Source organism: Methyloversatilis sp. NSM2 (assembly GCF_038066675.1).
Classification (GTDB): Bacteria; Pseudomonadota; Gammaproteobacteria; order Burkholderiales; family Rhodocyclaceae; genus Methyloversatilis; species Methyloversatilis discipulorum_A.
The window spans coordinates 25,247-48,359 of the sequence record NZ_JBBUKV010000002.1 but is presented as its reverse complement, the minus strand read 5'-3'; the positions used below and the strand labels follow the sequence as shown (position 1 = coordinate 48,359).

The 23,113-nt window shown below is 67.4% G+C and carries 23 protein-coding genes and 1 tRNA gene; 15 read left to right on the top strand and 9 right to left on the bottom strand.

Translation table 11 applies throughout. The annotated features are described in order from the left end of the window. Positions 1-157: 157 nt before the first annotated feature. From WJU27_RS07535 to WJU27_RS07520, 4 genes are all read right to left on the bottom strand, one after another. The gene (locus WJU27_RS07535; RefSeq protein WP_296810580.1) at positions 158-799 is read right to left on the bottom strand and encodes a response regulator; all 642 of its coding nucleotides are present in this window, start codon (positions 797-799) and stop codon (positions 158-160) included. Next, a complete protein-coding gene (locus WJU27_RS07530) occupies positions 796-1,959 on the bottom strand; it encodes a sensor histidine kinase (protein WP_020164235.1) in 1,164 nt (387 codons plus the stop codon). Before WJU27_RS07530 ends, WJU27_RS07535 begins: the two co-directional genes overlap by 4 nt. Before the next feature lie 138 nt (positions 1,960-2,097). Next, positions 2,098-3,504 (bottom strand): sigma-54-dependent transcriptional regulator, encoded by a 1,407-nt coding sequence (locus WJU27_RS07525; RefSeq protein ID WP_020164236.1) that lies wholly within the window; start codon positions 3,502-3,504, stop codon positions 2,098-2,100. Further along, positions 3,501-4,928, bottom strand: coding sequence for a sensor histidine kinase (locus tag WJU27_RS07520; RefSeq protein WP_029143627.1), 1,428 nt, complete (start codon positions 4,926-4,928; stop codon positions 3,501-3,503). The genes WJU27_RS07525 and WJU27_RS07520 overlap by 4 nt, the downstream gene beginning before the upstream one ends. A 433-nt stretch (positions 4,929-5,361) precedes the next feature. Between WJU27_RS07520 and ccmA the strand changes: the two genes are divergently transcribed. The 9 genes from ccmA (at position 5,362) to ccmI (ending at position 12,124) form a co-directional block, all read left to right on the top strand. Then, positions 5,362-6,012, top strand: coding sequence for a cytochrome c biogenesis heme-transporting ATPase CcmA (gene ccmA / locus WJU27_RS07515; RefSeq protein ID WP_020164238.1), 651 nt, complete (start codon positions 5,362-5,364; stop codon positions 6,010-6,012). Beyond that, the gene (gene ccmB / locus WJU27_RS07510; RefSeq protein ID WP_020164239.1) at positions 6,006-6,674 is read left to right on the top strand and encodes a heme exporter protein CcmB; all 669 of its coding nucleotides are present in this window, start codon (positions 6,006-6,008) and stop codon (positions 6,672-6,674) included. The genes ccmA and ccmB overlap by 7 nt, the downstream gene beginning before the upstream one ends. A gap of 116 nt (positions 6,675-6,790) precedes the next feature. Next, positions 6,791-7,579, top strand: a complete 789-nt coding sequence (gene ccmC / locus WJU27_RS07505) for a heme ABC transporter permease CcmC (protein WP_020164240.1) — start codon at positions 6,791-6,793, stop codon at positions 7,577-7,579. After that, positions 7,576-7,773 (top strand): heme exporter protein CcmD, encoded by a 198-nt coding sequence (ccmD, locus tag WJU27_RS07500; RefSeq protein ID WP_020164241.1) that lies wholly within the window; start codon positions 7,576-7,578, stop codon positions 7,771-7,773. The genes ccmC and ccmD overlap by 4 nt, the downstream gene beginning before the upstream one ends. Continuing rightward, the gene (ccmE, locus tag WJU27_RS07495; protein WP_020164242.1) at positions 7,770-8,216 is read left to right on the top strand and encodes a cytochrome c maturation protein CcmE; all 447 of its coding nucleotides are present in this window, start codon (positions 7,770-7,772) and stop codon (positions 8,214-8,216) included. The genes ccmD and ccmE overlap by 4 nt, the downstream gene beginning before the upstream one ends. A gap of 63 nt (positions 8,217-8,279) precedes the next feature. Further along, positions 8,280-10,283: a heme lyase CcmF/NrfE family subunit gene (locus WJU27_RS07490; RefSeq protein ID WP_341421658.1), complete on the top strand. Its 2,004-nt coding sequence runs from the start codon at positions 8,280-8,282 to the stop codon at positions 10,281-10,283. Beyond that, positions 10,280-10,807 (top strand): DsbE family thiol:disulfide interchange protein, encoded by a 528-nt coding sequence (locus tag WJU27_RS07485; protein WP_020164244.1) that lies wholly within the window; start codon positions 10,280-10,282, stop codon positions 10,805-10,807. The genes WJU27_RS07490 and WJU27_RS07485 overlap by 4 nt, the downstream gene beginning before the upstream one ends. Position 10,808: 1 nt before the next feature. After that, positions 10,809-11,282, top strand: coding sequence for a cytochrome c-type biogenesis protein (locus WJU27_RS07480; RefSeq protein ID WP_341421657.1), 474 nt, complete (start codon positions 10,809-10,811; stop codon positions 11,280-11,282). Continuing rightward, a complete protein-coding gene (gene ccmI / locus WJU27_RS07475) occupies positions 11,279-12,124 on the top strand; it encodes a c-type cytochrome biogenesis protein CcmI (RefSeq protein WP_341421656.1) in 846 nt (281 codons plus the stop codon). The genes WJU27_RS07480 and ccmI overlap by 4 nt, the downstream gene beginning before the upstream one ends. Positions 12,125-12,636: 512 nt before the next feature. On the opposite strand, the gene WJU27_RS07470 is transcribed toward ccmI, so the two are convergent. Together WJU27_RS07470 and WJU27_RS07465 are read right to left on the bottom strand one after the other, a co-directional pair. Then, the gene (locus WJU27_RS07470) at positions 12,637-13,125 is read right to left on the bottom strand and encodes a DUF7931 domain-containing protein (protein ID WP_296810603.1); all 489 of its coding nucleotides are present in this window, start codon (positions 13,123-13,125) and stop codon (positions 12,637-12,639) included. Continuing rightward, positions 13,118-14,245 (bottom strand): cupin domain-containing protein, encoded by a 1,128-nt coding sequence (locus tag WJU27_RS07465; protein WP_341421655.1) that lies wholly within the window; start codon positions 14,243-14,245, stop codon positions 13,118-13,120. Before WJU27_RS07465 ends, WJU27_RS07470 begins: the two co-directional genes overlap by 8 nt. A gap of 81 nt (positions 14,246-14,326) precedes the next feature. Here WJU27_RS07465 and rlmD point away from each other — a divergent pair, with 81 nt between their 5' ends. Next, positions 14,327-15,649 carry a 23S rRNA (uracil(1939)-C(5))-methyltransferase RlmD gene (gene rlmD, locus WJU27_RS07460; RefSeq protein ID WP_341421654.1) on the top strand — a complete coding sequence of 441 codons (1,323 nt, stop codon included), beginning with the start codon at positions 14,327-14,329 and terminating at the stop codon, positions 15,647-15,649. Positions 15,650-15,755: 106 nt separating this feature from the next. On the opposite strand, the gene WJU27_RS07455 is transcribed toward rlmD, so the two are convergent. After that, a complete protein-coding gene (locus tag WJU27_RS07455; RefSeq protein WP_304005979.1) occupies positions 15,756-16,445 on the bottom strand; it encodes a Bax inhibitor-1/YccA family protein in 690 nt (229 codons plus the stop codon). 140 nt (positions 16,446-16,585) lie between these two features. Here WJU27_RS07455 and WJU27_RS07450 point away from each other — a divergent pair. Further along, a tRNA-Ser gene (locus tag WJU27_RS07450) sits at positions 16,586-16,675 on the top strand. 48 nt (positions 16,676-16,723) lie between these two features. Here the strand turns inward: WJU27_RS07450 and WJU27_RS07445 are convergent. Continuing rightward, on the bottom strand, positions 16,724-18,172 hold the full coding sequence (locus WJU27_RS07445) for a DEAD/DEAH box helicase (protein WP_341421653.1): 1,449 nt from the start codon (positions 18,170-18,172) through the stop codon (positions 16,724-16,726). Positions 18,173-18,511: 339 nt separating this feature from the next. Continuing rightward, the gene (rlmM, locus tag WJU27_RS07440; protein ID WP_341421652.1) at positions 18,512-19,612 is read right to left on the bottom strand and encodes a 23S rRNA (cytidine(2498)-2'-O)-methyltransferase RlmM; all 1,101 of its coding nucleotides are present in this window, start codon (positions 19,610-19,612) and stop codon (positions 18,512-18,514) included. A 98-nt stretch (positions 19,613-19,710) separates the two neighbouring features. On the opposite strand from rlmM, the gene WJU27_RS07435 reads away from it, so the two are divergent. From WJU27_RS07435 to ugpQ, 4 genes are read left to right on the top strand one after another with little or no spacing between them, the layout of a single operon-like run. Next, the gene (locus tag WJU27_RS07435) at positions 19,711-20,760 is read left to right on the top strand and encodes an aldo/keto reductase (RefSeq protein WP_341421651.1); all 1,050 of its coding nucleotides are present in this window, start codon (positions 19,711-19,713) and stop codon (positions 20,758-20,760) included. 47 nt (positions 20,761-20,807) lie between these two features. After that, on the top strand, positions 20,808-22,181 hold the full coding sequence (locus WJU27_RS07430; protein ID WP_020164254.1) for an extracellular solute-binding protein: 1,374 nt from the start codon (positions 20,808-20,810) through the stop codon (positions 22,179-22,181). After that, positions 22,151-22,387: a hypothetical protein gene (locus WJU27_RS07425; RefSeq protein ID WP_020164255.1), complete on the top strand. Its 237-nt coding sequence runs from the start codon at positions 22,151-22,153 to the stop codon at positions 22,385-22,387. Before WJU27_RS07430 ends, WJU27_RS07425 begins: the two co-directional genes overlap by 31 nt. Then, entirely contained in the window at positions 22,384-23,112 is a 729-nt protein-coding gene (gene ugpQ, locus WJU27_RS07420) for a glycerophosphodiester phosphodiesterase (RefSeq protein ID WP_341421650.1), read from the top strand. The genes WJU27_RS07425 and ugpQ overlap by 4 nt, the downstream gene beginning before the upstream one ends. The last annotated feature ends 1 nt before the right edge of the window (position 23,113 follow it).

Here is a 23,113-nt window from a genome sequence, read left to right as displayed (position 1 = left end):
GATAAGCCCAAGGAGGGGTGCGGCATCCACCTGCTCGTCCCGAGGTGCCCCTCGGGAGGTAAAGACAATACAAGGAGCGGTCTTCTGACCGCGACGGAGCCTGTGATCGCGCGCCGACTCCTTGACCTTCGCTGCGGTCGCGGTCAGACGACCGGTCCTACAGCGCCACCAGCTGATGCCGCGCGGCGAAGCTCACCAGTTCGACCGGGTTCTTGATGTCGAGTTTTTCGAACAGCCGCGCCCGGTATGTGCTGATGGTATTCGCCGACAGCGACAGTTCCCGTGCGATATCACCGACCGTCTGACCGCTGGCGAGCAGCTTGAGCACCTGCATTTCCCGATTGGACAGACTGTCGAGTGGACTGGCCGGCGTGTCGGCGCGCACGCCGAAGGCGAGGCGTTCGGCCAGTTCCGGGGTGACGAACAGATGGCCGGCGGCGACGCGGGCGATGGCGTCGAACAGCTGGTCCGGCGAGCAGCCCTTGTTCAGGTAGCCGGCGGCGCCACTCTTCAGTGCGCGCACGCCGAACTGCGATTCCGGGTAGGTCGACAGCATCAGCACGGCGACCTTCGGAAACTCGGCGCGCAACTGCTTCAGCACGTCGAAGCCGTCGCGGTCGTTCAGTGCGATGTCGAGCAGCACGACGTCGGCGCCGTCGCCGCGCAGCAGGCGCATCAGATCGGGCCCGCCTGCCGCTTCGCCGACCACGGAGATGGCCGGGTTCTCGCCGAGGATCTGCGCGATGCCCCGGCGCAGCATCAGGTGGTCGTCGACGATGATCACGCGCACCGGCTTCATCGCGTCGACTCCGGTACCCGCAGGTGCACGGTGGTGCCGGCGCCCGGCGTGCTGTCGATGCGCAGTTCGCCGCCGAGTGCGCGGGCGCGTTCGTACATGCCGAGCAGGCCGAAGGAGGTCGGTTGCGCCGGCACTTGCATGCCGCGGCCGTTGTCGCGGATGCACAGTTCGATCGCGCTGGCCTGGCCGGTCACCTCGACATTCACCTCGCTCGCCTCGGCGTGCCGGGCGACGTTGGTGAGCACTTCCTGAACGATGCGATAGACGGCGATTTCGGCGCTGCGGCCGAGGCGTCGTTCGGGCTCAGCGTCGTTCAGCGTCAGCGTGCAGCGCAGGCCGCGGCGCGACTGCATTTCCTGCAACTGCCATTCGATCGCGGCCCACAGGCCGAGGTGGTCGAGAACGCCGGGGCGCAGGTCGGTCAGTATCCGCCGCACCGCGCCCAGCGCCTGCTGGGTGACCGACATCATGTCGTCGAGCTTGTTCTCCAGCGCATCGTCGTGCGCGAGGCGCGGGCGCAGCCAGTTCAAGTCGAACTGCAGCGCGGTCAGCGAGGCGCCCAGTTCGTCGTGTACCTCGCGCGCGATGTGCGTGCGCTCGTCTTCGCGCACCTGCTGCAGGTGCGCGGACAGCCGTTGCAATGCGCTGTGCGACTGCTGCAGTCGCGCGTTGGCGTCCTGCAGCGCGGCGGTGCGCTCGGACACGCGGCGCTCCAGTTCAACCTGGTTGGCACGCAGCACCGCCTCGGCGCGCTTGCGTTCGGTGATGTCGGCGAAGGTGACGACGGCACCGACGATCTGGCCGGCGTCGCGTATCGGGTAGCTGGTGTATTCGGCCGGGAAGGCGCTGCCGTCGCGTCGCCACAGCACCTCGGATTCGATGCGCACGCCCTGGCCTTCCTGGAAGGCGCGGAAGATCGGGCACTCATGGACGTCGTAGTTGCGACCGTCGGAATGCGCGTGGTGGATCAGGTAGTGCATGTTGCGGCCGAGCACCTCGTCCGGCTCGAAGCCGATCAGCTCGGCGCCGGCGCGGTTGATGAAGATGCAGCGGCCGTTCTGGTCCACGCCATAGATGCCTTCGCCAGCCGACTCGAGCAGCATTTCGAGCTGATGGCGCCAGGCGGCGTGGTGCGACAGGTGGTGAAGGTTGGCGAACACGTCGTTGCGTCGGCACAGGGGTGCCGCAGCCTTGCATCAAGCGTGCCACGCGGTTCGCCGCGCGGACAGCACCGCGTGGCGCGGGTTTGCGCGGGGCGCGACCGGCTGGTGCCGGTGCCGTGCCCCGTTGTGGTGCGCTCAGGCCGGTACGTCGCGCACGCGCAGTGCGCCGTCGGCCTCGTCCGCTTCGATCAGGCCCTGTTCTTCGTAGCGGCGCAGCTTGCGCCACAGCGACACGCGGTCGATGCCGAGCAGGCGGGCGGCCAGCGCGCGGTTGCCGCCGACACCGGCCAATACGTCGAGGATGTGGTTGCGCTCGACCGCCTCCAATGTGCGCACCTCGTTGCCGCCGCGACCGGCGGCGTGGCCGGCCGGGGTGCCGAGGCCGGGCGGCAGGTCCTCCTCGGCCAGCATGGTGCCGCCGGCCAGCGCGACGCCGCGCTCGATGATGTTCTCCAGCTCGCGCACATTGCCCGGGTAATCGTAGGCGCACAGCTTCTGCATTGCCGGCGGCGCGATGGCGGTGACTTTCTTGCCCATGGCCTGTGCTGCGCGGCGCACGAACTGCTGGGCCAGCAGCGGAATGTCGTCGCGCCGGTCGCGCAGCGGCGGCAACTGCAGCGTCACGACGTTGAGGCGGAAGTAGATGTCCTGCCGGAACTGGCCAGCCTCGACCGCGGCGCGCGGTTCGCGGTTGGTGGCGGCGAGGAAGCGGACGTCGGCGCGCACCGGCTCGGTACCGCCGACGCGCAGGTATTCGCGCTCCTGCAGAAGACGCAGCAGCTTCACCTGCATCGCCGCCGACATTTCGGTCACTTCGTCGAGAAACAGCGTGCCGCCCTGGGCCGCCTCGACCAGACCGCCGCGCGACTGCTGGGCGCCGGTGTAGGCGCCTTTCTCGTGGCCAAACAGTTCGTTGGCCAGCAGTTCCTCGTTCAGCGCGCCGCAGTTGATCGCGACGAAGGGCCCGCTGGCACGGCGGCTGTGCGCATGCACGTGGCGCGCGAGCAGTTCCTTGCCGGTGCCGGTTTCGCCGACGATGAGCACATTGCAGTCAGTGGGCGCCACACCGCGCGCGATGTCGAGGATGGCGCGCATGCCTTCGTCGCGCGTGATGATGCGTTCGTCGGCGGCGTGCTCGACCAGCTGGCGCAGGCGCTGGTTCTCGGCGCGCAGCTGCGCCTTGTCGGCCGCCTCGCGCACCAGCTTGCGCACTTCGCCGAGGCGGAAGGGCTTGGATACGTAATAGAAGGCGCCGGTGCGCATCGCCTCGACCGCCGATTCGGTGGTGGCGAAGCCGGTCACCACCAGCACCTCCATCGCGGGCCAGGCCTCTCGCGCGCGACGCAGCAGTTCCAGCCCGTCCATGCCGGGCATCTTGACGTCCGTCAGCAGCACCTCGTAATCGTTCTGGCGCAGCAGCGCCAGCGCGGCGTCGCCGTTGTCGGCGGTGGTGACGTCGAGGCCGTCGCGGCGCAGCGCGGTGGCCAGGCCCTCGCGCGCAACCGCTTCGTCGTCGACCAGCAGGACATGTGCAGTACTCATGCTTTCTCCTCCGCCGGTATCCAGAGCGTGACGCAGGTCCCGCCGTCCGGTTCGTTGTGTATGCCTGCTTTGCCGCCGTGTTCGGCGGCGATTTCATGCACCACGAAAAGCCCGAGCCCCGAGCCCTTGCCGACCGGTTTCGTGGTGAAGAAGGGGTCGAACACGCGCGGCAGGTTGCGTGGTTCGATGCCGGGGCCGTTGTCGCACACCGAAATTTCGGTGCCGCCGTCACGCGCGCTGCCGCGCACCGTGATGTGTGGCGCAATGCCTGCCTCGACGCAGGCTTCGAGCGCGTTGCGGATCAGGTTCAGCAGCGCCTGCTGAATGCGCTGGCCGTCGGCGTGGATGTGCAGCTCGGGCGCGATCTGCAGCGTCACGGCGTCGGCGGCGTCGGGCCGCTCGGCGCGCAGCAGTGCGACGGTTTCCTCGACCAACGGCCGCAGCGGCTGGCGCACCAGCGCGAAGCGGCTGTCGCGCGCGAAGTCGAGCAGGGTGCGCACGATGCGTTGCGCGCGTTGCACCTGGTCGTCGATCTGCTCGACGAAGCCATTGATCTGCGCCGGGTCGCACACGTCGCGCTCTTCCAGCAGCAGCTGCGCGTTCAGCGAAATGTTGGAAAGCGGATTGTTCAGCTCGTGCGCGACGCCGGACAGCATGGTGCCGAGCGAGGCCAGCCGTGCCGTGCGCAGTACCGCGAGCTGGCGCTCCTCGAGGTCGCCGAGCGCGCGGTTGAAGGCGGCGACCAGCGCGGCGATCTCGTCGTCGCGGTCGCGCGGCGTCAGGCGCGCGAGATTGCCGGTGCCGATGCGCGCCAGATCGCTTTCGACCTCGCGCAGCGGTGCCACGACGCGCCGCGTCACCAGCTGGCCTATCACCAGCACCAGCGCGACGGCGGCGATCATGATCGTGTACAGCTGCGATTCCTGGCCGGACAGCGCGCGCCGCATCGCCTCGCGCGCCTGGTCGGACAGGCGCTCGCTTTCTTCGAACGCCTGCTTGCCGACCTCGGTCATGCGCTCTTCAAGCGGTGAGATCGGATCGGTCGGGCGGATGCGGCGCTGCAGCCGGTCGTCGAGCAGGTCGCGCCAGTCGTGCAGCGACTGTTCCAGGTCCTCCAGCGAGAAACCGGGCGCAGCGCGCTGCATCAACGCGCGGTCGCGCGCGATCAGCGTGAGCGCCTCTTCCGCCTTGCCGACCGCCGACTTGAGTTCGGACGGCTTGCGGAACAGCAGGTAGTTCTTTTCCAGCCGCCGCGCTTCGCGCACCACGTCGTGCATGCGCGTGACGTGGTGTTCGTCGTCAACGCGCGACAGCAGCAGGCGCACCTGTTCCAGCGCGGCGAACACCAGCAGCACGAACAGCGCGCCGAGCACGATGTAGCCGAGCAGGATCTTGCCGTGCAGGGAACGGGGCAGCAGTTTCATGAATTGCATGCTGCAACGTCGCGTTGCGAATTTCAACAGCGACCACATGCGCGCAAGCGCCTGTTTCATGTGGACTTTCGGCGGGCGGTCGCAGGGGCGAGCGTGCACGCGCTGCAAGTTGCAACGAGTGCTGGCGGTCCATACGAGGGGTGGGTTGTAAAGCATAAATAAATCAATGCTTTGCGTTTTTCGCTAGAGGTGGCACAGCGCCTGCTAGGAAATCTGTGCCAGTCTCGCAGTGACGATTTTGAAGGCTCCTCGGGTCGTTGCTGTGGCGAGGCTTGCAATGGGGAGGCCGGTCGACCTAGCGGACAGCACCGGTTCTTTTGGCGGCTCGCGAGCAATCGCGAGCCGTTTTTCTTTGCGCCGCACGCCGCCTGGCGGATTCGGCGATAATTCGCCGCCTTTCAACGCCCCGCACCCCGCCTCCCGCATGGCCGATCCCGCTGTTCCGCTGATTTCTACGCACGCACTGGCCTGCACGCGCGGCTCGGCACGCCTGTTCGCCGGGCTGGATCTGGCGGTGGGCGAGGGTGAGTTGCTGCACGTGGCCGGCGCCAACGGCAGCGGCAAGACCAGTCTGCTGCGCATCCTGTGCGGGCTGTCGGAAGCCGAATCCGGCGAGCTGCGCTGGTGCGGCCAGCCGGCGCGTAAGGTGAAGGACGACTGGCGCGCCGGCCTGCTCTATCTCGGTCACCGCAACGCGGTGAAGGACGATTTCACGCCGCTGGAGAACCTGCGGGCCAGCGCGGCCATCGCCGGTGAGGCCATGGAAGAGGAGACGGCGCTGCGCGCGCTGGTCGACATCGGCCTCGGCGCACGCCTCGACGTGCCGGCGCGCAGCCTGTCGCAGGGGCAGCGCCGTCGCGTCGCGCTGGCCCGCCTGCTGTGCGGCACACGCGCCCGGCTGTGGATACTGGACGAGCCGTTCACTGCACTTGACGTGCGCGCGGTGGCGCAGCTCGCTGAGGCGATGGCCGCGCACATCCGTCGCGGCGGCGCCGTCATCTACACCACGCACCAGCCGGTGGATATCGACGTGCCGCGCCGCGCGCTGCTCAATCTGGACGACTACTCATGCTGAGCGTGTTCGCCGCCGTGCTGCGTCGCGACCTGCTGCTGGCCTGGCGCCGCCGTTCCGACGTGCTGACCGCGCTCGGCTTCTTCCTGCTGGTGACCAGCCTGTTTCCGCTCGGCGTCGGGCCGGAACCTGACCAGCTGGCGCAGATCGCGGCCGGCGTCATGTGGGTCGCCGCACTGCTTGCCACGCTGCTGTCGGTCAGCCGGCTGTTCGAAGCGGATGAGGCGGACGGAACCCTTGAGCAGATGCTGCTGTCCGTGGAGCCGCTGGCAGTGATCGTGCTGGCCAAGGTGTGCGCCTACTGGTTGCTGACCGGATTGCCGCTGGTGCTGATCGCGCCGCTGATCGCGCTGCAGTTCAGCCTGACGCCGGACGAGACGCTCATCGTCTGCGCGACGCTGCTGATCGGCACGCCGACGCTGTCACTGCTCGGCGCCGTCGGCGCGTCGCTGACGCTGGGCCTGCGCGGCGGTGGCGCGCTGATCGCGCTGCTGGTGCTGCCGCTGTACGTGCCGGTGCTCATCTTCGGTGCGGGGGCGATCGACGCCTGGCGCGCCGGCCTGGGCATCGCGCCGCACCTGGCCTTGCTCGGTGCCTGCCTGCTGGTGGCACTGGCGGTGGCACCGCTGGCGAGCGCGGCGGCGTTGCGCATCGCCCAAGATTGATAGGGGGCCAAACCGCACTCGGTTAAACTTGCGGTTTTGCCGTCGGCCCCCGCCGAGACACGCGCGTTATATCTGCGCACACCGAGTAATCAGAACCTGGGCTAGCCGCTTCGTTGATGTCCCAATCACAGTCTTCCGCCGCGCGCGCGCCGTCGTCCGGCTTCAGCTTCTTCCACTACGCCAGCCCGCAGACCTTCTTCCCGCTCGCCGGCAAGCTGCTGTGGCCGAGCTGGATTGCCGCCATCGTGCTGACGCTGGCCGGCCTCTACATCGGCTTCTTCGTCGCGCCGACCGACGCGACGCAGGGCGACAGCTACCGCATCATCTTCATCCACGTGCCGGCGGCCTGGATGTCCATGGTGGTCTATCTGGCGATGGCCTTCTGGTGTGCGGTCGGGCTGGTGTTCAACACGCGTCTGTCCTTCATGATGTCGACCGCACTCGCGCCGACCGGCGCGATGTGGGCCTTCGTCGCGCTGTGGACCGGCGCGCTGTGGGGCAAGCCGACCTGGGGTACCTACTGGGTGTGGGACGCGCGGCTCACGTCCGAACTGATCCTGTTCTTCCTCTACTGCGGCTACATGGCCCTGCAGGCAGCCATCGACGACCCGCGCCGGGCCGATCGGGCTGGTGCTCTGATCGCCATCGTCGGCGCGGTGAACGTGCCCATCATCTATTTTTCGGTGAAGTGGTGGAACACGCTGCATCAGGGCGCGTCTGTAAGCCTGACGGCGGCACCGACCATGGCCACCACCATGCTGACCGGCATGCTGGTGATGGCGCTGGCCGCCTGGGCCTACACGATAGGCGCGGCATTGGTGCGCGTGCGCGCCATCATGATTGAACGCGAGCGGAACACCGACTGGGTGCGCCAGCTCGCCAGCAACGGAGACAGCAAGACATGAACTGGGAAAGCGCCAGCCATTTCTGGGCGATGGGCGGCTACGGCTTCTTCGTCTGGGGTTCCTACGGCGTGACCGCCGCGGTCATTGCAGCCGAGCTGTTCGCGCTGTCGCGCCGCATGAAGAAGGCCCGCGCACAGGCCCGGCGCGATGTTGCGCTGGAGCGCATCGACGCCGACAAGCGGGGCCGCGCATGAAACCCCGCCACAAACGTTTCGCGCTGGTCGCCGCCGGCGTCGCGCTGCTGGTCGGCGCGGTCACGCTGGTGCTGAACACCTTCAGCGACAACATGGTGTTCTTCTTCAGCCCGACCCAGGTCGCCGCGAAGGAAGCGCCGCAGGGCCGCACCTTCCGCATCGGCGGCATGGTGCAGGATGGCAGTCTGGAGCGCGGTGCCGACGGCACGTCGGTCCGCTTCGTCGTCACCGATACCGCCAACACCATTACCGTCACCTACAAGGGCGCGCTGCCGGACCTGTTCAAAGAAGGCAAGGGCGTGGTCGCGCAGGGCAAGCTCGGCGAGGACGGCGTGTTCGCCGCCAGCGAGGTGCTGGCCAAGCACGACGAGAACTACATGCCGCCCGAGGCCGCGCACGCGCTGGAACAGGCAAAGAAGGCGCAGAGCACGGTCGTTCAGTAAGCCGCATCCACTCCGCTTCGGCGCCTCGGGCCGGAGCACCACGTTTCACGGGCAGGAGCCATCATGTTTCCCGAACTGGGCAATTTTTCGCTGTCGATCGCGCTGGCGCTGTCGGTGCTGGTCGGCATCATTCCGCTGGTCGGCGCGCAGCGCGGCGACGCGCGGCTGATGGCGGTCGCGCGACCGCTGACGCAGGGCGTGTTCGTGTTCGTCGCTTTCGCCCTGTACTGTCAGATCCAGTCCTTCGTGCTGAACGACTTTTCGGTGCTGAATGTCGCTACCAATTCGAATTCGACGCTGCCGCTCGAATACCGCGTCGCCGCCGCCTGGGGCAGTCACGAAGGTTCGCTGCTGCTGTGGACCTTCATGCTGGCGCTGTGGGCGCTGGCCGTCAGCGTGTTTTCGCGCCGTCTGCCGCCGGACATGGTGGCGCGCGTGCTGGCCGTGCTGGGCTGGGTCGGCGTGGGCTTCCTCGCCTTCATGCTGGCCAGTTCCAACCCCTTCGACCGCCTGCTGCCGGCGGCCGCCGATGGCCGCGACCTGAATCCGCTGCTGCAGGACCCGGGCATGATCTTCCACCCGCCCATGCTCTACATGGGCTACGTCGGCTTCTCGGTCGCCTTCGCCTTCGCCATTGCGGCGCTGATCGGTGGCCGGCTCGACGCCGCTTGGGCGCGCTGGTCGCGCCCGTGGACCACGGTGGCCTGGATGTTCCTGACGCTGGGCATCGCGCTCGGCAGCTACTGGGCCTACTACGAACTGGGCTGGGGCGGCTGGTGGTTCTGGGACCCGGTCGAGAACGCGTCCTTCATGCCCTGGCTGGTCGGCACCGCGCTGATACATTCGCTGGCGGTGACCGAGAAGCGCGGCGCGTTCAAGAGCTGGACCGTGCTGCTGGCCATCGCCGCCTTCTCGCTGTCGCTGCTCGGCACCTTCCTCGTGCGTTCGGGCGTGCTGACCTCGGTACACGCCTTCGCGACCGATCCGGAGCGCGGTGTGTTCATCCTTGCGCTGCTGGTGTTCGTGATCGGCGGCTCGCTGCTGCTGTTCGCGATCCGCGCGCCGTCGGTCGGCCTGGGTGGCGGCTTCGCACTGCTGTCGCGCGAAACTTCGCTGCTCGCCAACAACGTGCTGCTGGCCGTGGCGACGTCAGCGGTGCTGCTCGGTACGCTGTACCCGCTGTTCCTCGACGCGCTGGGCATGGGCAAGATTTCGGTGGGCGCGCCTTACTTCGACGCGGTGTTCGTGCCACTGATGACGCCGGTGCTGTTCCTGATGGCCATCGGTCCCTTCGTGCGCTGGAAGAAGGACGAGGCGCCTGGGCTGGTGGCGCGCCTGCGCTGGGCCTTCGCGGTCAGCGTCGCCGCCACGCTGGTGATGATGGTGGCGACCGGGCATTACACGCCGATGCTGGGGCTGGGCGCCTTCACCGTCGTGTGGATCGCTGCCACCAGCGTGCAGCATCTGGTCGAACGTCTGCGCGGTCGCAATGGCGAGGGCAGCTGGATGGCCCGCGCCCGCGCGTTGCCCGGCGGCTGGTGGGGCATGTGGCTGGCCCACCTCGGGGTGGCGGTGAGCATCGTCGGCATCACGCTGGTCAAGGGCTTCGAACAGAACGCCGACCTCAAGATGGCGCCGGGCCAGACGGCGACGCTGGCCGGCTATACCTTCAAGTTCCACGGCGCCTTCGAGCACGCGGGCCCGAACTACGACGCCGCCCGCGGCCGCATCGAAGTCACGCGCGACGGCAAGCCGGTGACGATGATGCATCCGGAAAAGCGCATGTACCGCGTGTCGCAGATGCCGATGACCGAAGCGGCCATCGACTCCGGTTTCACCCGCGACGTCTATGTGTCGATGGGCGAGCCGCTGCCCGATGGCCAGGCCTGGATCGTCCGCATCTTCTACAAGCCCTTCGTGAACTGGATCTGGGTGGGCGCCCTCATCATGGCGCTGGGCGGCATCATCGCCGCTGCCGATCGCCGCTACCGCAAGCTCGCCCAGCGCGACGCGAAACAGGGCGCGCGCGACGGTGTGGCGCCGCCGGTGCGGGAGCAGCACGCATGAAACGCTATCTTTGGCCGCTGGGCCTTTTCCTGGTGCTGGCGGGTTTCCTGTTCGCCGGCCTCTACCTGAACCCGCGCGAAGTGCCCAGTCCGCTGATCGGCAAGGCTGTGCCGGCCTTCTCCATCCCCCAGCTGGCGGCGCCCGACAAGACCTTCTCGCCGGCTGACATGAAGGGCAAGGTGTGGCTGGTGAACGTGTGGGCGTCCTGGTGCGTGTCCTGTCGGCAGGAGCATCCGCTGCTGGTCGAGCTGGCGAAAACCGGACTGGTACCGATGGTCGGCCTGCACTACAAGGACGAGCGCGATGCCGGCATGAAGTGGCTGGCCGAACACGGTGACCCCTACCTGCTGTCTGCACATGATCGCGATGGCCGCGTGGCCATCGATTTCGGTGTCTATGGCACGCCGGAAACCTTCATCGTCGACAAGACTGGCGTCATCCGCTACAAGCACACCGGCCCGCTGACGCCGCAACTGCTGCGCGACGACATCCTGCCGCGCGTCAAGCAGCTCGAGGCATCCTGACATGCGACGTCTGATGGTGTTGCTGGCAGCGCTGATGCTGCCGCTTTCCTCACTGCATGCCGAAGAGGCGAAACCGCTGGCTGACGACCCGGCAGTCGAGGCGCGTGTGCAGAAGCTGGGCGAGGAACTGCGTTGCCTGGTCTGCCAGAACCAGAACATCGCCGATTCGCACGCCGATCTGGCGATGGACCTGAAGAAGCAGTTGCGCGAACAGATTGCCGCCGGGCGCAGCGATCGCGAAATCAAGGACTTCATGGTCGAGCGCTACGGCGATTTCGTGCTCTACCGCCCGCCGCTGAAGGCCACCACCGTGCTGCTGTGGGCAGGCCCCTTCGCGCTGCTGCTGATCGTCATCGTGTTGCTGCTGCGCCGCCTGCGCAGCCGTGCCGAACGTGCGGCCGTCGCCAACACACTGAGCGCCGATGAACACGAGCGCGCCCGCGCGCTGCTCGCCGGCGAGGAGAACAAGGTTTGACCACATTCATGATGGGCGCGGCGGCGATGCTTGCCGTCGCGCTGGCTTTTGTCGTCCTGCCGCTGCTGCGCGGCCGCAGCACTCAACCGGCGGACGCGCAGCGCGCGCTGACGCTCGCCATCCACCGCGATGCGCTGGCGGAACTGGACCGTGATCTGGCGGCCGGCCTGATCGATGACGCGCAATACCGCATTTCCTGCGCCGAACTGGAGCGCCGGGTGCTCGACGAGGCCGGCGTTGCGCCGTCGGCCCCAGCGAAGGGCAGCGGCCGCTGGGTGGCCGTCGTGTCGGCGCTGATGGTGCCGGTGATCGCTGTTCCGGTGTATCTGGCGCTCGGTCACCCGCAGGCCATCGATGCACCGCGGAGCAGCCCCCCGCAGGCCGAGGGCGAGGTGACACCGGAACAGATAGAGGCCATGGTCGCGCGACTGGCCGAGCGGATGAAGGCGGAGCCGGACAACGCCGAGGGCTGGTCGATGCTGGCGCGTTCGTACTTTGCGATGGGGCGCTTCGACGAAGCTGCTGACGCCTATTCCAGACTGGTGAAGATCGTCGACGGCGACGCCCAGGTGTGGACCGATTATGCGGACGCAGTCGCCATGAAGCAGGGGCGCAATCTGGCCGGTGAACCCGAGCAGATGCTGAAGAGGGCGCTCGAACTGGACCCGGACAACGTGAAGGCGCTGGCACTGGCCGGTAGTGCAGCGATGCAGCGGGGTGACGCTGCCGCCGCGCGTGTCCATTGGGAGCGTCTGCTGAAACTGCTGCCGGCGGATTCGCCGTTGATCCAGCCCATCAAGGAAAGCATGGGAGAGGTTGCCGCGGGCGCTGCGGCGAAGTAGGTGCCCGGGTAGCGCTGGCCGCGGCGGGCGAACGCTGCGGCGATGCGAAAAGGTCTTGCGATGACTGAAGCACAAAAGAAAAAAGCCGGCTTGCGCCGGCTTTTTTCATGCTCGCGGAGAAGGATTACTTCTTCTCTTCAGCCGGGGCAGCCGGAGCAGCAGCGTCAGCCGGAGCGGCCGGAGCAGCGTCAGCCGGAGCAGCCGGGGCAGCGTCAGCCGGAGCGGCCGGAGCAGCATCAGCCGGAGCAGCCGGGGCAGCGTCAGCCGGAGCGGCCGGGGCAGCAGCCGGAGCGGGTTCGGCGGCCGGAGCCGGAGCTTCTTCCGGCTTCGAGCAAGCGGCCAGGGCAGCGGCGAGGATGGCGGCGAGGAGGAGGGACTTTTGCATTTTGATTTCCTTGGCTGTTGGCTACAACGTGAATTCGGTACAACACCCGATCGAGCTAGCGACCTCGATCAGCCCAAAATAGTAGCACGAGCGTCACGGATCAAGTTGCAGCGCTGGAAACAAGGTCTTACAAGCCAAGCTTTGTTGTGCTTATGCAACATGAACAATTGTCCCAGATCTCGGCGAATCGACCGCTGTAGCCGGCGATCTCGGCGGCATCGGCGCGCACGTGCTTGCCGCGCCAGTGCGCGTGATGAGTCCGGATCACCGCGTCAGCCGAGCCATTCAGCATGAAGGTTTCGCTCAGATGCCGCAGCGTACGCGGCAACTGACGGATGTGCAGACGGTGCGATTGTGCGGCGCACAGCGCCCACAGGCGAGGCATGTGGTGCTGCAGCGGTCCGGCGTCGAGCAGCACGATGCGCACCGCGGCGCGCGGCGACTGTGCCAATGCCCGGGTCAGGGCGTCGACCGCGAGGCGCGAATCGAGTGCGGTGGCGCGCAGATCGGTGTCAAAGATGTCGAGCGATCGATCGATCTGCGCGATCAATGCGCCGATCGCCGCCTGGTAGCCGGCGCGATCGTCGAAACGGAAGACACCCGTTTCCTCAGTCAATGGCGGCTCCGGTGTGCAGGAAGCCGTCGCAATACCAGTCGTAGAGCAGGTCAAGCGTGCCTTCGTGGTCGGCGATTCGGGCGACGCTGCGGGCGCTTGCCAGCTCGCGCAGGGTGTCGGTACTGCCCGCCGGCAGTTCCACCGGTTCGCCGTTGATCCAGAACTGGCGGCCACTGCGCAGCAGCAGCGTCCGTCCGTCCAGTCGCACGCCGTGCTTCGACACCTGCTGCGCAAAACGCTTCGGTGACAGCGGGTCGTCCAGCGGATCGAAGAACACGTGCGGCTTCGGTTCGCTCAGATAGCCGCCAAGGAAGGCCTCGACGTCCTTGCGCGACCATTTGATGGTGTTCAGCACCGCCTCGACCCTGTCTATCATCGCCGCCGGCAGCTGGGCCGGATCAGCCTGCAGTGCGAGGTCGGGGTCGGCGTACATGCCGGGCATGCAGATCTCGTCGCGCAGGTAGTCGAGGAAGCCGGTCGCCAGTTCCTGCATCGACGGCGTGCGGAAGCCGATCGAGTAGGTGGTGCATTCGCCCTCGGCGATGCCGTTGTGCGCGCACTTGGGCGGCAGGTAGAGCATGTCGCCCGGTTCCAGCACCCATTCGTGTTCCGGCACGAAGTTCTTCAGGATGCGCAGCGGTGCGTCCTCGATCAGCGTGAGGTCGGTCTGTTCGCTGATCTGCCAGCGGCGGCGGCCGGTGCCCTGCAGCAGGAACACGTCGTAGGAATCGAAGTGCGGACCGACGCCGCCGCCGTCAGTGGCGTAACTCACCATCACGTCGTCCAGCCGGGCATAGGGCACGAAGCTGAAACGGCGCATCAGTGCGTCGGCTTCCGGCAGCAGCATGTTCAGACCCTGCACCAGCACGGTCCACGGCTTCGTTTTCGGTCGCCGGATCAGCGAGGCCGGCAGCGGGCCGCGCTCCATTTCCCAGTTGCGGCCGTCGTGCGCGATGAAACGAGATTCGACGTCTTCGTCGCGCGCGAGATCGAGCAATTGTTCGCGCGGCAGCAGGCCGTTGAAGCCGGGAATGGCGCCGCGGATGAGCAGCGGTCTCTTCTGCCAGTAGTCGCGCAGGAAGGTACGCGGGCTCAGCCCGCCGAGCAGTGTCTTGTCCATGGGTGCGGATTATCCGCGATGGCGCGGCCGCGGCGCACGCAGCAGGTAAAATCGCGCCCTTTCGCTCTCGCAGGACACGTCATGCCGGTCGCCCGCATCGAATCGCTGGACCACGAAGGTCGCGGCGTCACCCATTACGAAGGCAAGGTCATCTTCGTCGATGGCGCCTTGCCGGGCGAAACCATCGATTTCTCTCCCTACCGCAAGAAGGCGTCCTACGAACTTGCGCAGATCAGCCGCATCGTGAAACCGAGTGCGCAGCGCGTGACGCCGCGCTGCCGTCATTTCGGCAATTGCGGCGGCTGCAGCATGCAGCACCTCGATGTCGCCGCGCAGGCGTCCGCCAAGCAGCGCGTGCTCGAGGACGCGCTGTGGCACGTCGGCCGGGTGAAGCCTGAAACCGTGTTCGCGCCGCTGGTCGGGCCGGGCTGGGGCTATCGCTACCGCGCGCGACTGTCGGTGCGCTACGTACCCCGCAAGGGCGGCGTGCTGGTCGGCTTCCGCGAGAAGAAATCCAGCTACGTGGCCGACATGGATTCCTGTGAGGTGCTGCCGCCGCACGTGTCGGCGCTGCTGCTGCCGTTGCGTGCGCTGATCGATGGCTTCTCGTTGCGCGACCGCCTGCCGCAGATCGAGATCGCCATCGGCGGCGAGCGCGAGGAACAGATGACGGTGCTGGTGTTCCGCATCCTCGAGAAGATGACCGCCGACGACGAGGCTGCACTGCGCGCCTTTGCCGACGCGCACCGGCTGCACATCTACGTGCAGCCGGGCGGCCCGGACACGGTGCTGCCGTTCTGGCCGATTCCGATGCCCGAACTGGCCTACTCGCTGCCGGATTTCGGCGTGAAGCTGGCGTTTGCGCCGACCGAATTCACCCAGGTGAATCACGGCATCAACCGCTCGTTGCTGCGTCGCGCGATGTCGCTGCTGGCGCCACAAAAGGGCGAGCGCATCGCCGACATGTTCTGTGGTCTCGGCAATTTCTCGCTGCCGATTGCCTCGCTAGGCGCCGACGTGGTCGGTATCGAAGGTGCCGATGCGCTGGTGAAGCGCGCAGCGCGCAACGCCGCGGCCAACGGGCTGGCCGAGCGGTCGAGCTTTGCCGTGGCCAACCTGTTCGAAATCACGCCGGAGTCGTACGCCGCGCTCGGCCGCTTCGACAAGATGCTGATCGATCCGCCGCGCGAGGGCGCGATGGAACTGGTGAAGTCGCTGCCGCATTCGGCCGACGATGCGGCACCGTCGCGCATCGTCTACGTGTCGTGCAACCCGGCCACGCTGGCGCGCGACCTCGAAGTGCTCATCGTGCAGAAGGGCTACCGCCTGCGCGGCGCCGGCATCGCCAACATGTTCCCGCAGACCTCGCACGTCGAGTCGATCGCACTGATCGAGCGCGCCTGAGGCCTCGGCCGGACGGTGCGGGCGTCGGGCGCGATTCGCGTCCGCCGTAAAAGCAAAAGCCCCGGAGGCGTGAGCCCCCGGGGCCTTCGTTCAGGGCACGCGGTGATCAGTCGCGCTGACCGGTCAGTGCCATCAGCAGGTGCAGCAGGCTGATGAACATGTTGTACAGGTTCAGATACACCGACAGCGACGCCGACACGTAGTTGGTTTCGCCGCCGCGCACGATGCGCTGGATGTCATACAGCATCCAGGCGGCCGAGATCAGCACGATGGCGGCCGAGATCGCCAGTTGAAGGCCGGGCATCTGCAGGAAGATGTTGGCGACGATGGCCAGCAGGATGACGACCATGCCGATCATCAGGAAGCTGCCCATGTTCGAGAAATCGCGCTTGGTGGTCGCTGCGACCGACGACAGCACGAGGAAGGTGACTGCGGTACCGCCGGCGGCCATGGCGATGATGGACCCGCCATTCGAGAAACCCAGCGCCACCTGCAGGATGCGGCTCAGCATCAGCCCCATGAAGAAGGTGAAGCCGAGCAGCAGGGCGACACCGAGGCCGCTGTTCTTGTTCTTCTCGATCCCCCACATGAAGCCCCAGGCGATGCCGAGGAAGAGCAGGAAGGAAATGAGCGGGCTGCCGGAGAAGAAGCTGAAGCGCATCTGTATGCCGACCAGCGCGCCAAGCAGCGTCGGCACCATGGACACCGCCAGCATCATGTAGGTGTTGCGCAGCACGCGGTTCTGGCCGGCGGACAGCGAACCGGTGGTCTGCATGCTCTGGAATTGCGGTTGCATCAAGGTCTCCCGAAGGATGATTAGTGTTCTAAAGACTATCGCACAGGGTGCGAAGTTTCAACGCTGCTCATCATGCTAGACTGCGCGCCTCATCCGTAACCCTTGTCTGGCGCCATTGTGCGCATGACAGGCGGCATCCAGGAAGCGTGGCAGAGTGGTTGAATGCACCGGTCTTGAAAACCGGCAACGTCGCAAGGCGTTCGTGAGTTCGAATCTCACCGCTTCCGCCAGCACCATAGAAAACGGCGCCATCGGCGCCGTTTTTGTTTGATTCCTCGTCAGCGTTTCCCGCTGCCGCCGAGCAGTGCGGCGACCTGACGCTTGCCGCTGCGCTTGGCCGGCGTCGGTGCCGATGTGCCGTCGCCACCGTCAGCGGGGGCGTCAGGCGTCGACGATTCGTAGGGCTTGCTGAAGTCGAAGCCGTCGGCAGCGACCGTCGATGCACTGGCGCGGGGCGCACGCGGGGCGCGTGGCGCGTCGCTGGCTGACGGGCGGCTGCGGCGTTCGCCACGCTCACCGCGTTCGCTGCGCGCTGCACGTTCCGGACGCTCTGAACGCGTTTCGCGTGCTCGCGCACGCGCCGGGTCGAAACCTTCGGGCACGACGATCTCGATCGGCTTGCGGATCAGCTTTTCGATGTCCGCCACACGACCCTTCTCTTCCGGAGCGGCCAGCGAGATGGCTTCACCCGAGCGGCCGGCACGACCGGTACGGCCGATGCGGTGCACGTAGTCTTCGGCGTTGTGTGGCAGTTCGAAATTGATCACGAAGGGCAGGTCTTCGATGTCGAGACCGCGGGCGGCGACGTCGGTCGCCACCAGCACGCGCACGCTGCCGTTCTTGAACGCTTCCAGTGCTTCGGTGCGTTGCTGTTGGCTCTTGTCGCCATGGATGGCGTCGGCGGCCACGCCCTGGCGTACCAGGTGGTGGGCGAGGCGGCTGGCGCCGAACTTGGTGTTCACGAACACCAGCGCCTGGCGGTCGGCGTAGCTGTCCTGCGTCAGCAGATGGGTCAGCAGCGCGCGCTTGTCATCGGTGCTGCAGGCGTGCACGCGGTGGGTGATGGTTTCCGCGGTGGCGTTGCGGCGCGCGACCTCGATCAGCTGCGGGTCGCGCAGCATGGCCTGGGCGAGTTTCTTGATCTCTTCCGAGAAGGTGGCCGAAAACAGCAGGCTCTGGCGTTGCGCAGGCAGCAGCGCAAGGATGCGCTTGATGTCCGGGATGAAGCCCATGTCCAGCATGCGGTCGGCTTCGTCCAGCACCAGCATCTGCACCTGGCTCAGGCTGATGGTCTTGCCTTCGACGTGGTCGAGCAGGCGGCCCGGGGTGGCGACGACGATCTCACGGCCCTGGCGCAGTTCGGCGACTTGCGCCTTCATGTCCACGCCGCCGTAGATGCAGACCGAGCGCAGCGGCAGGTGCTTCGAATAGGTCTTGACGCTCTCGTGCACCTGCATCGCCAGTTCGCGCGTCGGGCAAACGATGAGTGCGCGCACCGGGTGGCGGGCGGGCGAGGGCGAGCTGCTGGCGTGCGGCGCGAGGCGCTGCAGCAGCGGCAGCGTGAAGCTGGCGGTCTTGCCGGTACCGGTCTGGGCGCCGCCCATCACGTCACGGCCGGCGAGCACGATGGGGATGGCCTGCGCCTGGATGGGGGTGGGCGTGGTGTAGCCGGTATCGGCCACGGCACGCAGCAGTTCGGGAATCAACCCGAGTTCTTCAAACGACATGGATGCGAAGCTCTCTTGTGCAGAAGCGCGCGCCGGGCACACTGCCGCGGTACGTGTTGCTTCTGTGGACTTCCGCCTGGCATGCCGGTTCAGGCTGGGGAAATCGGTTCCGGAAAACCCGGCGCGAGGCGCGCGGCGAGGGTGCCTGCGCGAATGTCGTGCCCGGGGGCGCAGGCGCCAGGGCGGGGGAAGTGGGGATCGGCCGTGGATTCATGGCCGGATCGGAAACTCCGGGCCGCGCCATAACCGGCGAGGCGACTGCGCGCGCATTATCGCACAGCCGGGGCGGGCGCTTGTGGCTGATCTTGCGGCCGGGCGGCCGCCCGGCCGCAGAGCGGCTCAGCGCTTGCGCTTGCGGCCGCCGCCTGCCTTGCCCGGCACGCCGAGGTAGCAGGTCACTTCCTCGCGGTCGTGGTAGAGCTGGCGGCAGCGCAGTTCGTGCTTCTTGTCGACCGAGGCCAGCGCTTCGCCGATCAGGTCGGTACAGAGCTGCAACTCGTCATAGCGCCGCTTCATCGGCAGCTTGAGGTTGAAAATGGCGTGCTGGCACAGGCCCTGGGCAATCCAGCGCGCCACCAGCGCAGCGACGCGGCGCGGCTGTTCGACCATGTCGCAGACCAGCCAGTCGACCGGCTTGCGCGGCACGAAGCGGAAGCCGTCTTCGCGCTTGTGGATCACCAGGCCCGATTCCAGCAGTTCCGGATTCATGCGGCCGTTGTCGACAGCGGTCACGTGGATGTGGCGCGACACCAGCTGCCAGGTCCAGCCGCCGGGGGCCGCACCGAGGTCGACGGCGGTCATGCCCGGTTTGAGCAGGCGCTCCTGTTCGTCCTCGCTGAGCAGGGTGTGGAAGGCTTCGGCCAGCTTCAGCGTCGAGCGCGACGGCGCTTCGCGCGGCATGCGCAGGCGCGGAATGCCGTTCAGCCATTCGCTGCGGCGGTTCGGCCAGCTCAGCGCGACGGTGGCCCGGTCGGCCGCGGTGAACAGCACGTGCAGGCGCGGCGCCGACGGATCGTCGGTGAAGGCGCCCGCCTGTTCCAGCGCCTCGCCCATGTGCGGCTCCAGCTTCTTGGTCATCGACGACAGCGACTTCGCGCCGTCGGTGTCCGGCGTTTCGATCAGGAAGTCGCTGTAGCCGTCGCACAGCGCGCGCGCCGCGTCGACGACCGGCGTCACGCGGTCGCCCGGGCTCATGCCTTCCACCGTGCGGCCGGACCACAGCAGCTGGCGGGCGAAACAGAGATCCTGCCAGCGCAGTACGCGGGTCAGCGCCCACAGCGCGCCGCCTTCGGCACGCGCTTCGACCCAGCCACTGTTGGCTTCTGCCTGCACCTCGACCAGATGGCCGGCCTCGCCGCAGCGGTCGGCGATTTCCTGTGCGCATTCGCGCTCGAAGCCGGGGCGGCAGTACAGCAGCAGGCCGTGAAGATTAGTTTTCAAGGTATTTCCGATCAGCGGGAATCGACGCCGCGGGCCGTGGTCTGTGGTACATGTCTGGCCTTCGCCGGACGACACAGCGTTTCACGACACGCAACGAAATGAACAGCAAGGATATCGCGCGACGCCAGCTCGGGCGCTCCGCGCTCAGGGTGCCGGCCGTCGGCCTGGGCACCATGACCTTCGGCCAGCAGGTCGACGAACGCAGCGCACACGCGCTGATGGACGAAGCCTTCGAAGCGGGCATCGATCTGCTCGACGCGGCCGAAATGTACCCGGTCCCGGCGCGCGCCGAAACCTCCGGCGCCACCGAACGCATCGTCGGCAGCTGGCTGGCGAAGAAGCCGCGTGACAAGGTGATCGTCGCCACCAAGGTGGCCGGACCTGCGCGCGGCATGCCGTGGATACGCGGCGGTCCGCTGGCGCTGGACGCGGCGAACATCCGCGAGGCGGTGGAAGGATCGTTGCGCCGGCTGGGCACCGACTACATCGACCTCTACCAGATCCACTGGCCGGCGCGCAACGTGCCGATGTTCGGCCAGTACGAGTACGACCCGTCGGCCGAGCGCGAGGCGTCGCCCCTGCGAAGCCAGCTGGAAGCGCTCGCGAAGCTGATCGACGAGGGCAAGGTGCGCCACGTCGGCGTGTCGAACGAAACGCCGTGGGGTCTGATGAGCTGCCTGCAGCTGGCCGACGAAGGCCTGCCGCGCGTGGTCAGCATCCAGAACGCCTACCACCTGATGAACCGCACCTTCGACATGGGTCTGTCCGAAGTGTGCGAGCGCGAACAGGTGTCGTTGCTGGCCTATTCGCCGCTCGGCTTCGGTCATCTCAGCGGCAAGTACATCGATGACGCCGACGCCGCCGGGCGCATCACCGCCTTTCCGCAGTTCGGTCAGCGCTACTTCAAGGAGAATGTCGCGCCGGCTTCACGTGCCTACGCCGAACTGGCGCGCGCGCGCGGTCTGACACCGGCGCAGCTCGCGCTGGCCTTCTGCTACCGCCGGCGCACCGTCGCCTGCACGTTGATCGGCGTGACGTCGGCGACGCAGTTGCGCGAAAATATAGGTGCGTGGACAGTGGCGCTGACCGATGACGTCATCGCCGCCATCGACGCCATTCATCTTCGCTACACCAACCCGGCACCCTGACCGGGCCCAGCAGCCGTGTCGCACGGCTGCGAACAGGAGAACAACTGATGCTCAAGAAGTCGTTTGCCGCGCTGCTCGCGGCCAGCGTCGTGTCGTGGCCACTGGCGGCCGCGGCAGCTACCGAAGTGAAGAAGCCGGCGGCCAAGTCGACCAAGTCGGCGACCAAGCCCGCCGCCAAGTCGACGGCAAAGTCGGCCGCGAAGCCGGCGGCGCCGCAGGAACCGGCCGAGATCGAACTGGCGCACGGGCTGGACGAAGCCGGCGCCTCCGCGCTGCAGACGCTGGTCGATGAATTCAACGCCAGTGGCAAGGGCAAGCAGAAGATCGTGCTGGCGCCGCTGGGCGGCACCGGCGAGAAGCCGCCAGCGATGCAGGTGCTCGACGATGAGGCGCGCCAGCTCTTCCTCGAAGGCAAGCCGCGCTATACGCCGCTGCACGAGGTGATGACCAAGGCGAAGGAGAAGTTCGCCGCCGTACCGATTCCGGCGCCGATGCCGCCTTACCTCGCCGGCACCAAGGGCCGTCTGAATGCACTGCCTATCGGTCTCACCACGCCGGTCATGTTCTACAACAAGGACGCCTTCGCCCGCGTCGGCCTCGACCCGGCCGCGCCGCCGGACCACTGGTTCACGCTGCAGGCCGCACTCGGCCAGCTGCGCGACGGCGGTTACGCCTGCCCCTACACCAGCGCACGGCCGACGCAGATCCACGTCGACAACATCAGCGCCTGGCACAACGAGCCCTTCGCCCGCAAGAACGGCAAGAAGGGCGAAGCGCTGGCGATCAACGGCCTGGTGCAGGTGAAGCATCTGGCGCTGATGTCGTCCTGGTACAAGAGCCGCTACCTGCACATCTTCGGCCGCGGCGACGAGGCGGTGCCGATGTTCTCCGGCGGCCAGTGCCAGGTGCTCACCGCGCGCTCGTCGGCCTGGCCGCAGATCAAGCGCGACGCCAAGTTCGAGGTCGGTGTCGCTGCGCTGCCCTACCACGACGACATCCGTCAGGCGCCGCGTCACACGCTGGCCGACGGCGCCAGCCTGTGGGTGAGCGCCGGCCGCAGCGCCAGCGAAACGCAGACCATCGCGCGCTTCGTCACCTTCGTGCTCGACCCGGACCGTCAGGCCCAGTGGGCGCGTGCCACCGGCTTCATTCCGCTGAACCGTGCCGGCATGGTGGCGATCAGCCCGGTCGACGCGCCGACGATAGACGGCGTTGCGCGCGTGGCGCTGCGCCAGCTCGCCAGCAAGCCGGGCACCGCCGAGTCGCACCAGAGTCCGGTGGCCGACAACCCGAAGGTGCGCGCTGTGCTCGACGAGGAACTGGAAGAGCTGTGGGCCGACCGCAAGCCGGCCAAGGCCGTTCTCGATACCGCAGTGCAGAGGGTGGGCCCATGTGCGGCAGCGACCAGCTTGTCCTGCTGATCCGCGCAGCGCGCGAGGACGCGTCGGTGCGCGAGCCGCTGCTCAAGCTGCTCGCGCTGGATGATGCCGCCCGCGTGCGGGCGATCGAGAAGTGGGTGAAGGAGGGCGTGGCCGCCGGGCAGTCGATCGAACTGCTGTCGGCCATCGCCTGGCTGACCGACGACGACGTGGCGCGTGAAGCGCGCGACGTACTGGCGCAGTCGTGAGCGCCTGGCCCCGGCCGCTGTGGATCGCCCACCGCGGCGGCGGGGCCGCCGCACCCGAGAATACGCTGGCCGCCATCCGCGCCGGCGCGACGGCGGGCTTCCGCATGGTCGAGTTCGACGTGATGCTCAGCCGCGACGGCGTGCCGTTGCTGATCCACGACGAGACGCTTGAGCGGACGACCGATGGCCACGGTCTGGTGTGCGAGCACGATTTTGCAGTGCTGCAGCGACTCGATGCGGGCCGCTGGCATGGTCCCGCCTTCGCCGGCGAACGCCTGCCCGCACTCGAACAGGCACTCGACCTGTTGCTGGCGCTGGATCTGGACGCCAATATCGAAATCAAGCCTGCCCGTGGTTTCGAGCGGGCGACCGGCGAAACGGCAGCGCGACTGATCGCAGCGCGCTGGCCCGCAGACCGCCGTCCACCCCTGCTGTCCTCCTTCGACTTTCCGGCGCTCGACGCCGCCCGTCGCGTCGCACCGCAGTTGCCGCGCGGCCTGCTGTTCGAGGAAGTGCCCGCGGACTGGCGTGCGCAGATGCAGGCGCACGAGGCGGTGTCGCTGCACTGCGACCACAGCCGGCTGAGCCCAGAGCGCATGCGCGACATCGTGTCGGCCGGTGTGCCCGTACTCTGCTACACCGTCAATGACGCCGCACGTGCGGCGGCGCTGGTTGCGGCCGGCGTCAGCGGGCTGTTTACCGACCGCCTCGATCTGCTGACCTGAC

What these genes read in the sequence shown, in the direction of transcription:
- WJU27_RS07535 (WP_296810580.1), bottom strand. Translation starts at nt 799, where the DNA reads ATGAAGCCGGTGCGCGTGATCATCGTCGACGACCACCTGATGCTGCGC.
- WJU27_RS07525 (WP_020164236.1), bottom strand. Translation starts at nt 3,504, where the DNA reads ATGAGTACTGCACATGTCCTGCTGGTCGACGACGAAGCGGTTGCGCGC.
- WJU27_RS07520 (WP_029143627.1), bottom strand. Translation starts at nt 4,928, where the DNA reads ATGAAACTGCTGCCCCGTTCCCTGCACGGCAAGATCCTGCTCGGCTAC.
- ccmA (WP_020164238.1), top strand. Translation starts at nt 5,362, where the DNA reads ATGGCCGATCCCGCTGTTCCGCTGATTTCTACGCACGCACTGGCCTGC.
- ccmB (WP_020164239.1), top strand. Translation starts at nt 6,006, where the DNA reads ATGCTGAGCGTGTTCGCCGCCGTGCTGCGTCGCGACCTGCTGCTGGCC.
- ccmC (WP_020164240.1), top strand. Translation starts at nt 6,791, where the DNA reads ATGTCCCAATCACAGTCTTCCGCCGCGCGCGCGCCGTCGTCCGGCTTC.
- ccmD (WP_020164241.1), top strand. Translation starts at nt 7,576, where the DNA reads ATGAACTGGGAAAGCGCCAGCCATTTCTGGGCGATGGGCGGCTACGGC.
- ccmE (WP_020164242.1), top strand. Translation starts at nt 7,770, where the DNA reads ATGAAACCCCGCCACAAACGTTTCGCGCTGGTCGCCGCCGGCGTCGCG.
- WJU27_RS07490 (WP_341421658.1), top strand. Translation starts at nt 8,280, where the DNA reads ATGTTTCCCGAACTGGGCAATTTTTCGCTGTCGATCGCGCTGGCGCTG.
- WJU27_RS07485 (WP_020164244.1), top strand. Translation starts at nt 10,280, where the DNA reads ATGAAACGCTATCTTTGGCCGCTGGGCCTTTTCCTGGTGCTGGCGGGT.
- WJU27_RS07480 (WP_341421657.1), top strand. Translation starts at nt 10,809, where the DNA reads ATGCGACGTCTGATGGTGTTGCTGGCAGCGCTGATGCTGCCGCTTTCC.
- WJU27_RS07465 (WP_341421655.1), bottom strand. Translation starts at nt 14,245, where the DNA reads ATGGACAAGACACTGCTCGGCGGGCTGAGCCCGCGTACCTTCCTGCGC.
- rlmD (WP_341421654.1), top strand. Translation starts at nt 14,327, where the DNA reads ATGCCGGTCGCCCGCATCGAATCGCTGGACCACGAAGGTCGCGGCGTC.
- WJU27_RS07455 (WP_304005979.1), bottom strand. Translation starts at nt 16,445, where the DNA reads ATGCAACCGCAATTCCAGAGCATGCAGACCACCGGTTCGCTGTCCGCC.
- WJU27_RS07445 (WP_341421653.1), bottom strand. Translation starts at nt 18,172, where the DNA reads ATGTCGTTTGAAGAACTCGGGTTGATTCCCGAACTGCTGCGTGCCGTG.
- WJU27_RS07435 (WP_341421651.1), top strand. Translation starts at nt 19,711, where the DNA reads ATGAACAGCAAGGATATCGCGCGACGCCAGCTCGGGCGCTCCGCGCTC.
- WJU27_RS07430 (WP_020164254.1), top strand. Translation starts at nt 20,808, where the DNA reads ATGCTCAAGAAGTCGTTTGCCGCGCTGCTCGCGGCCAGCGTCGTGTCG.
- WJU27_RS07425 (WP_020164255.1), top strand. Translation starts at nt 22,151, where the DNA reads ATGTGCGGCAGCGACCAGCTTGTCCTGCTGATCCGCGCAGCGCGCGAG.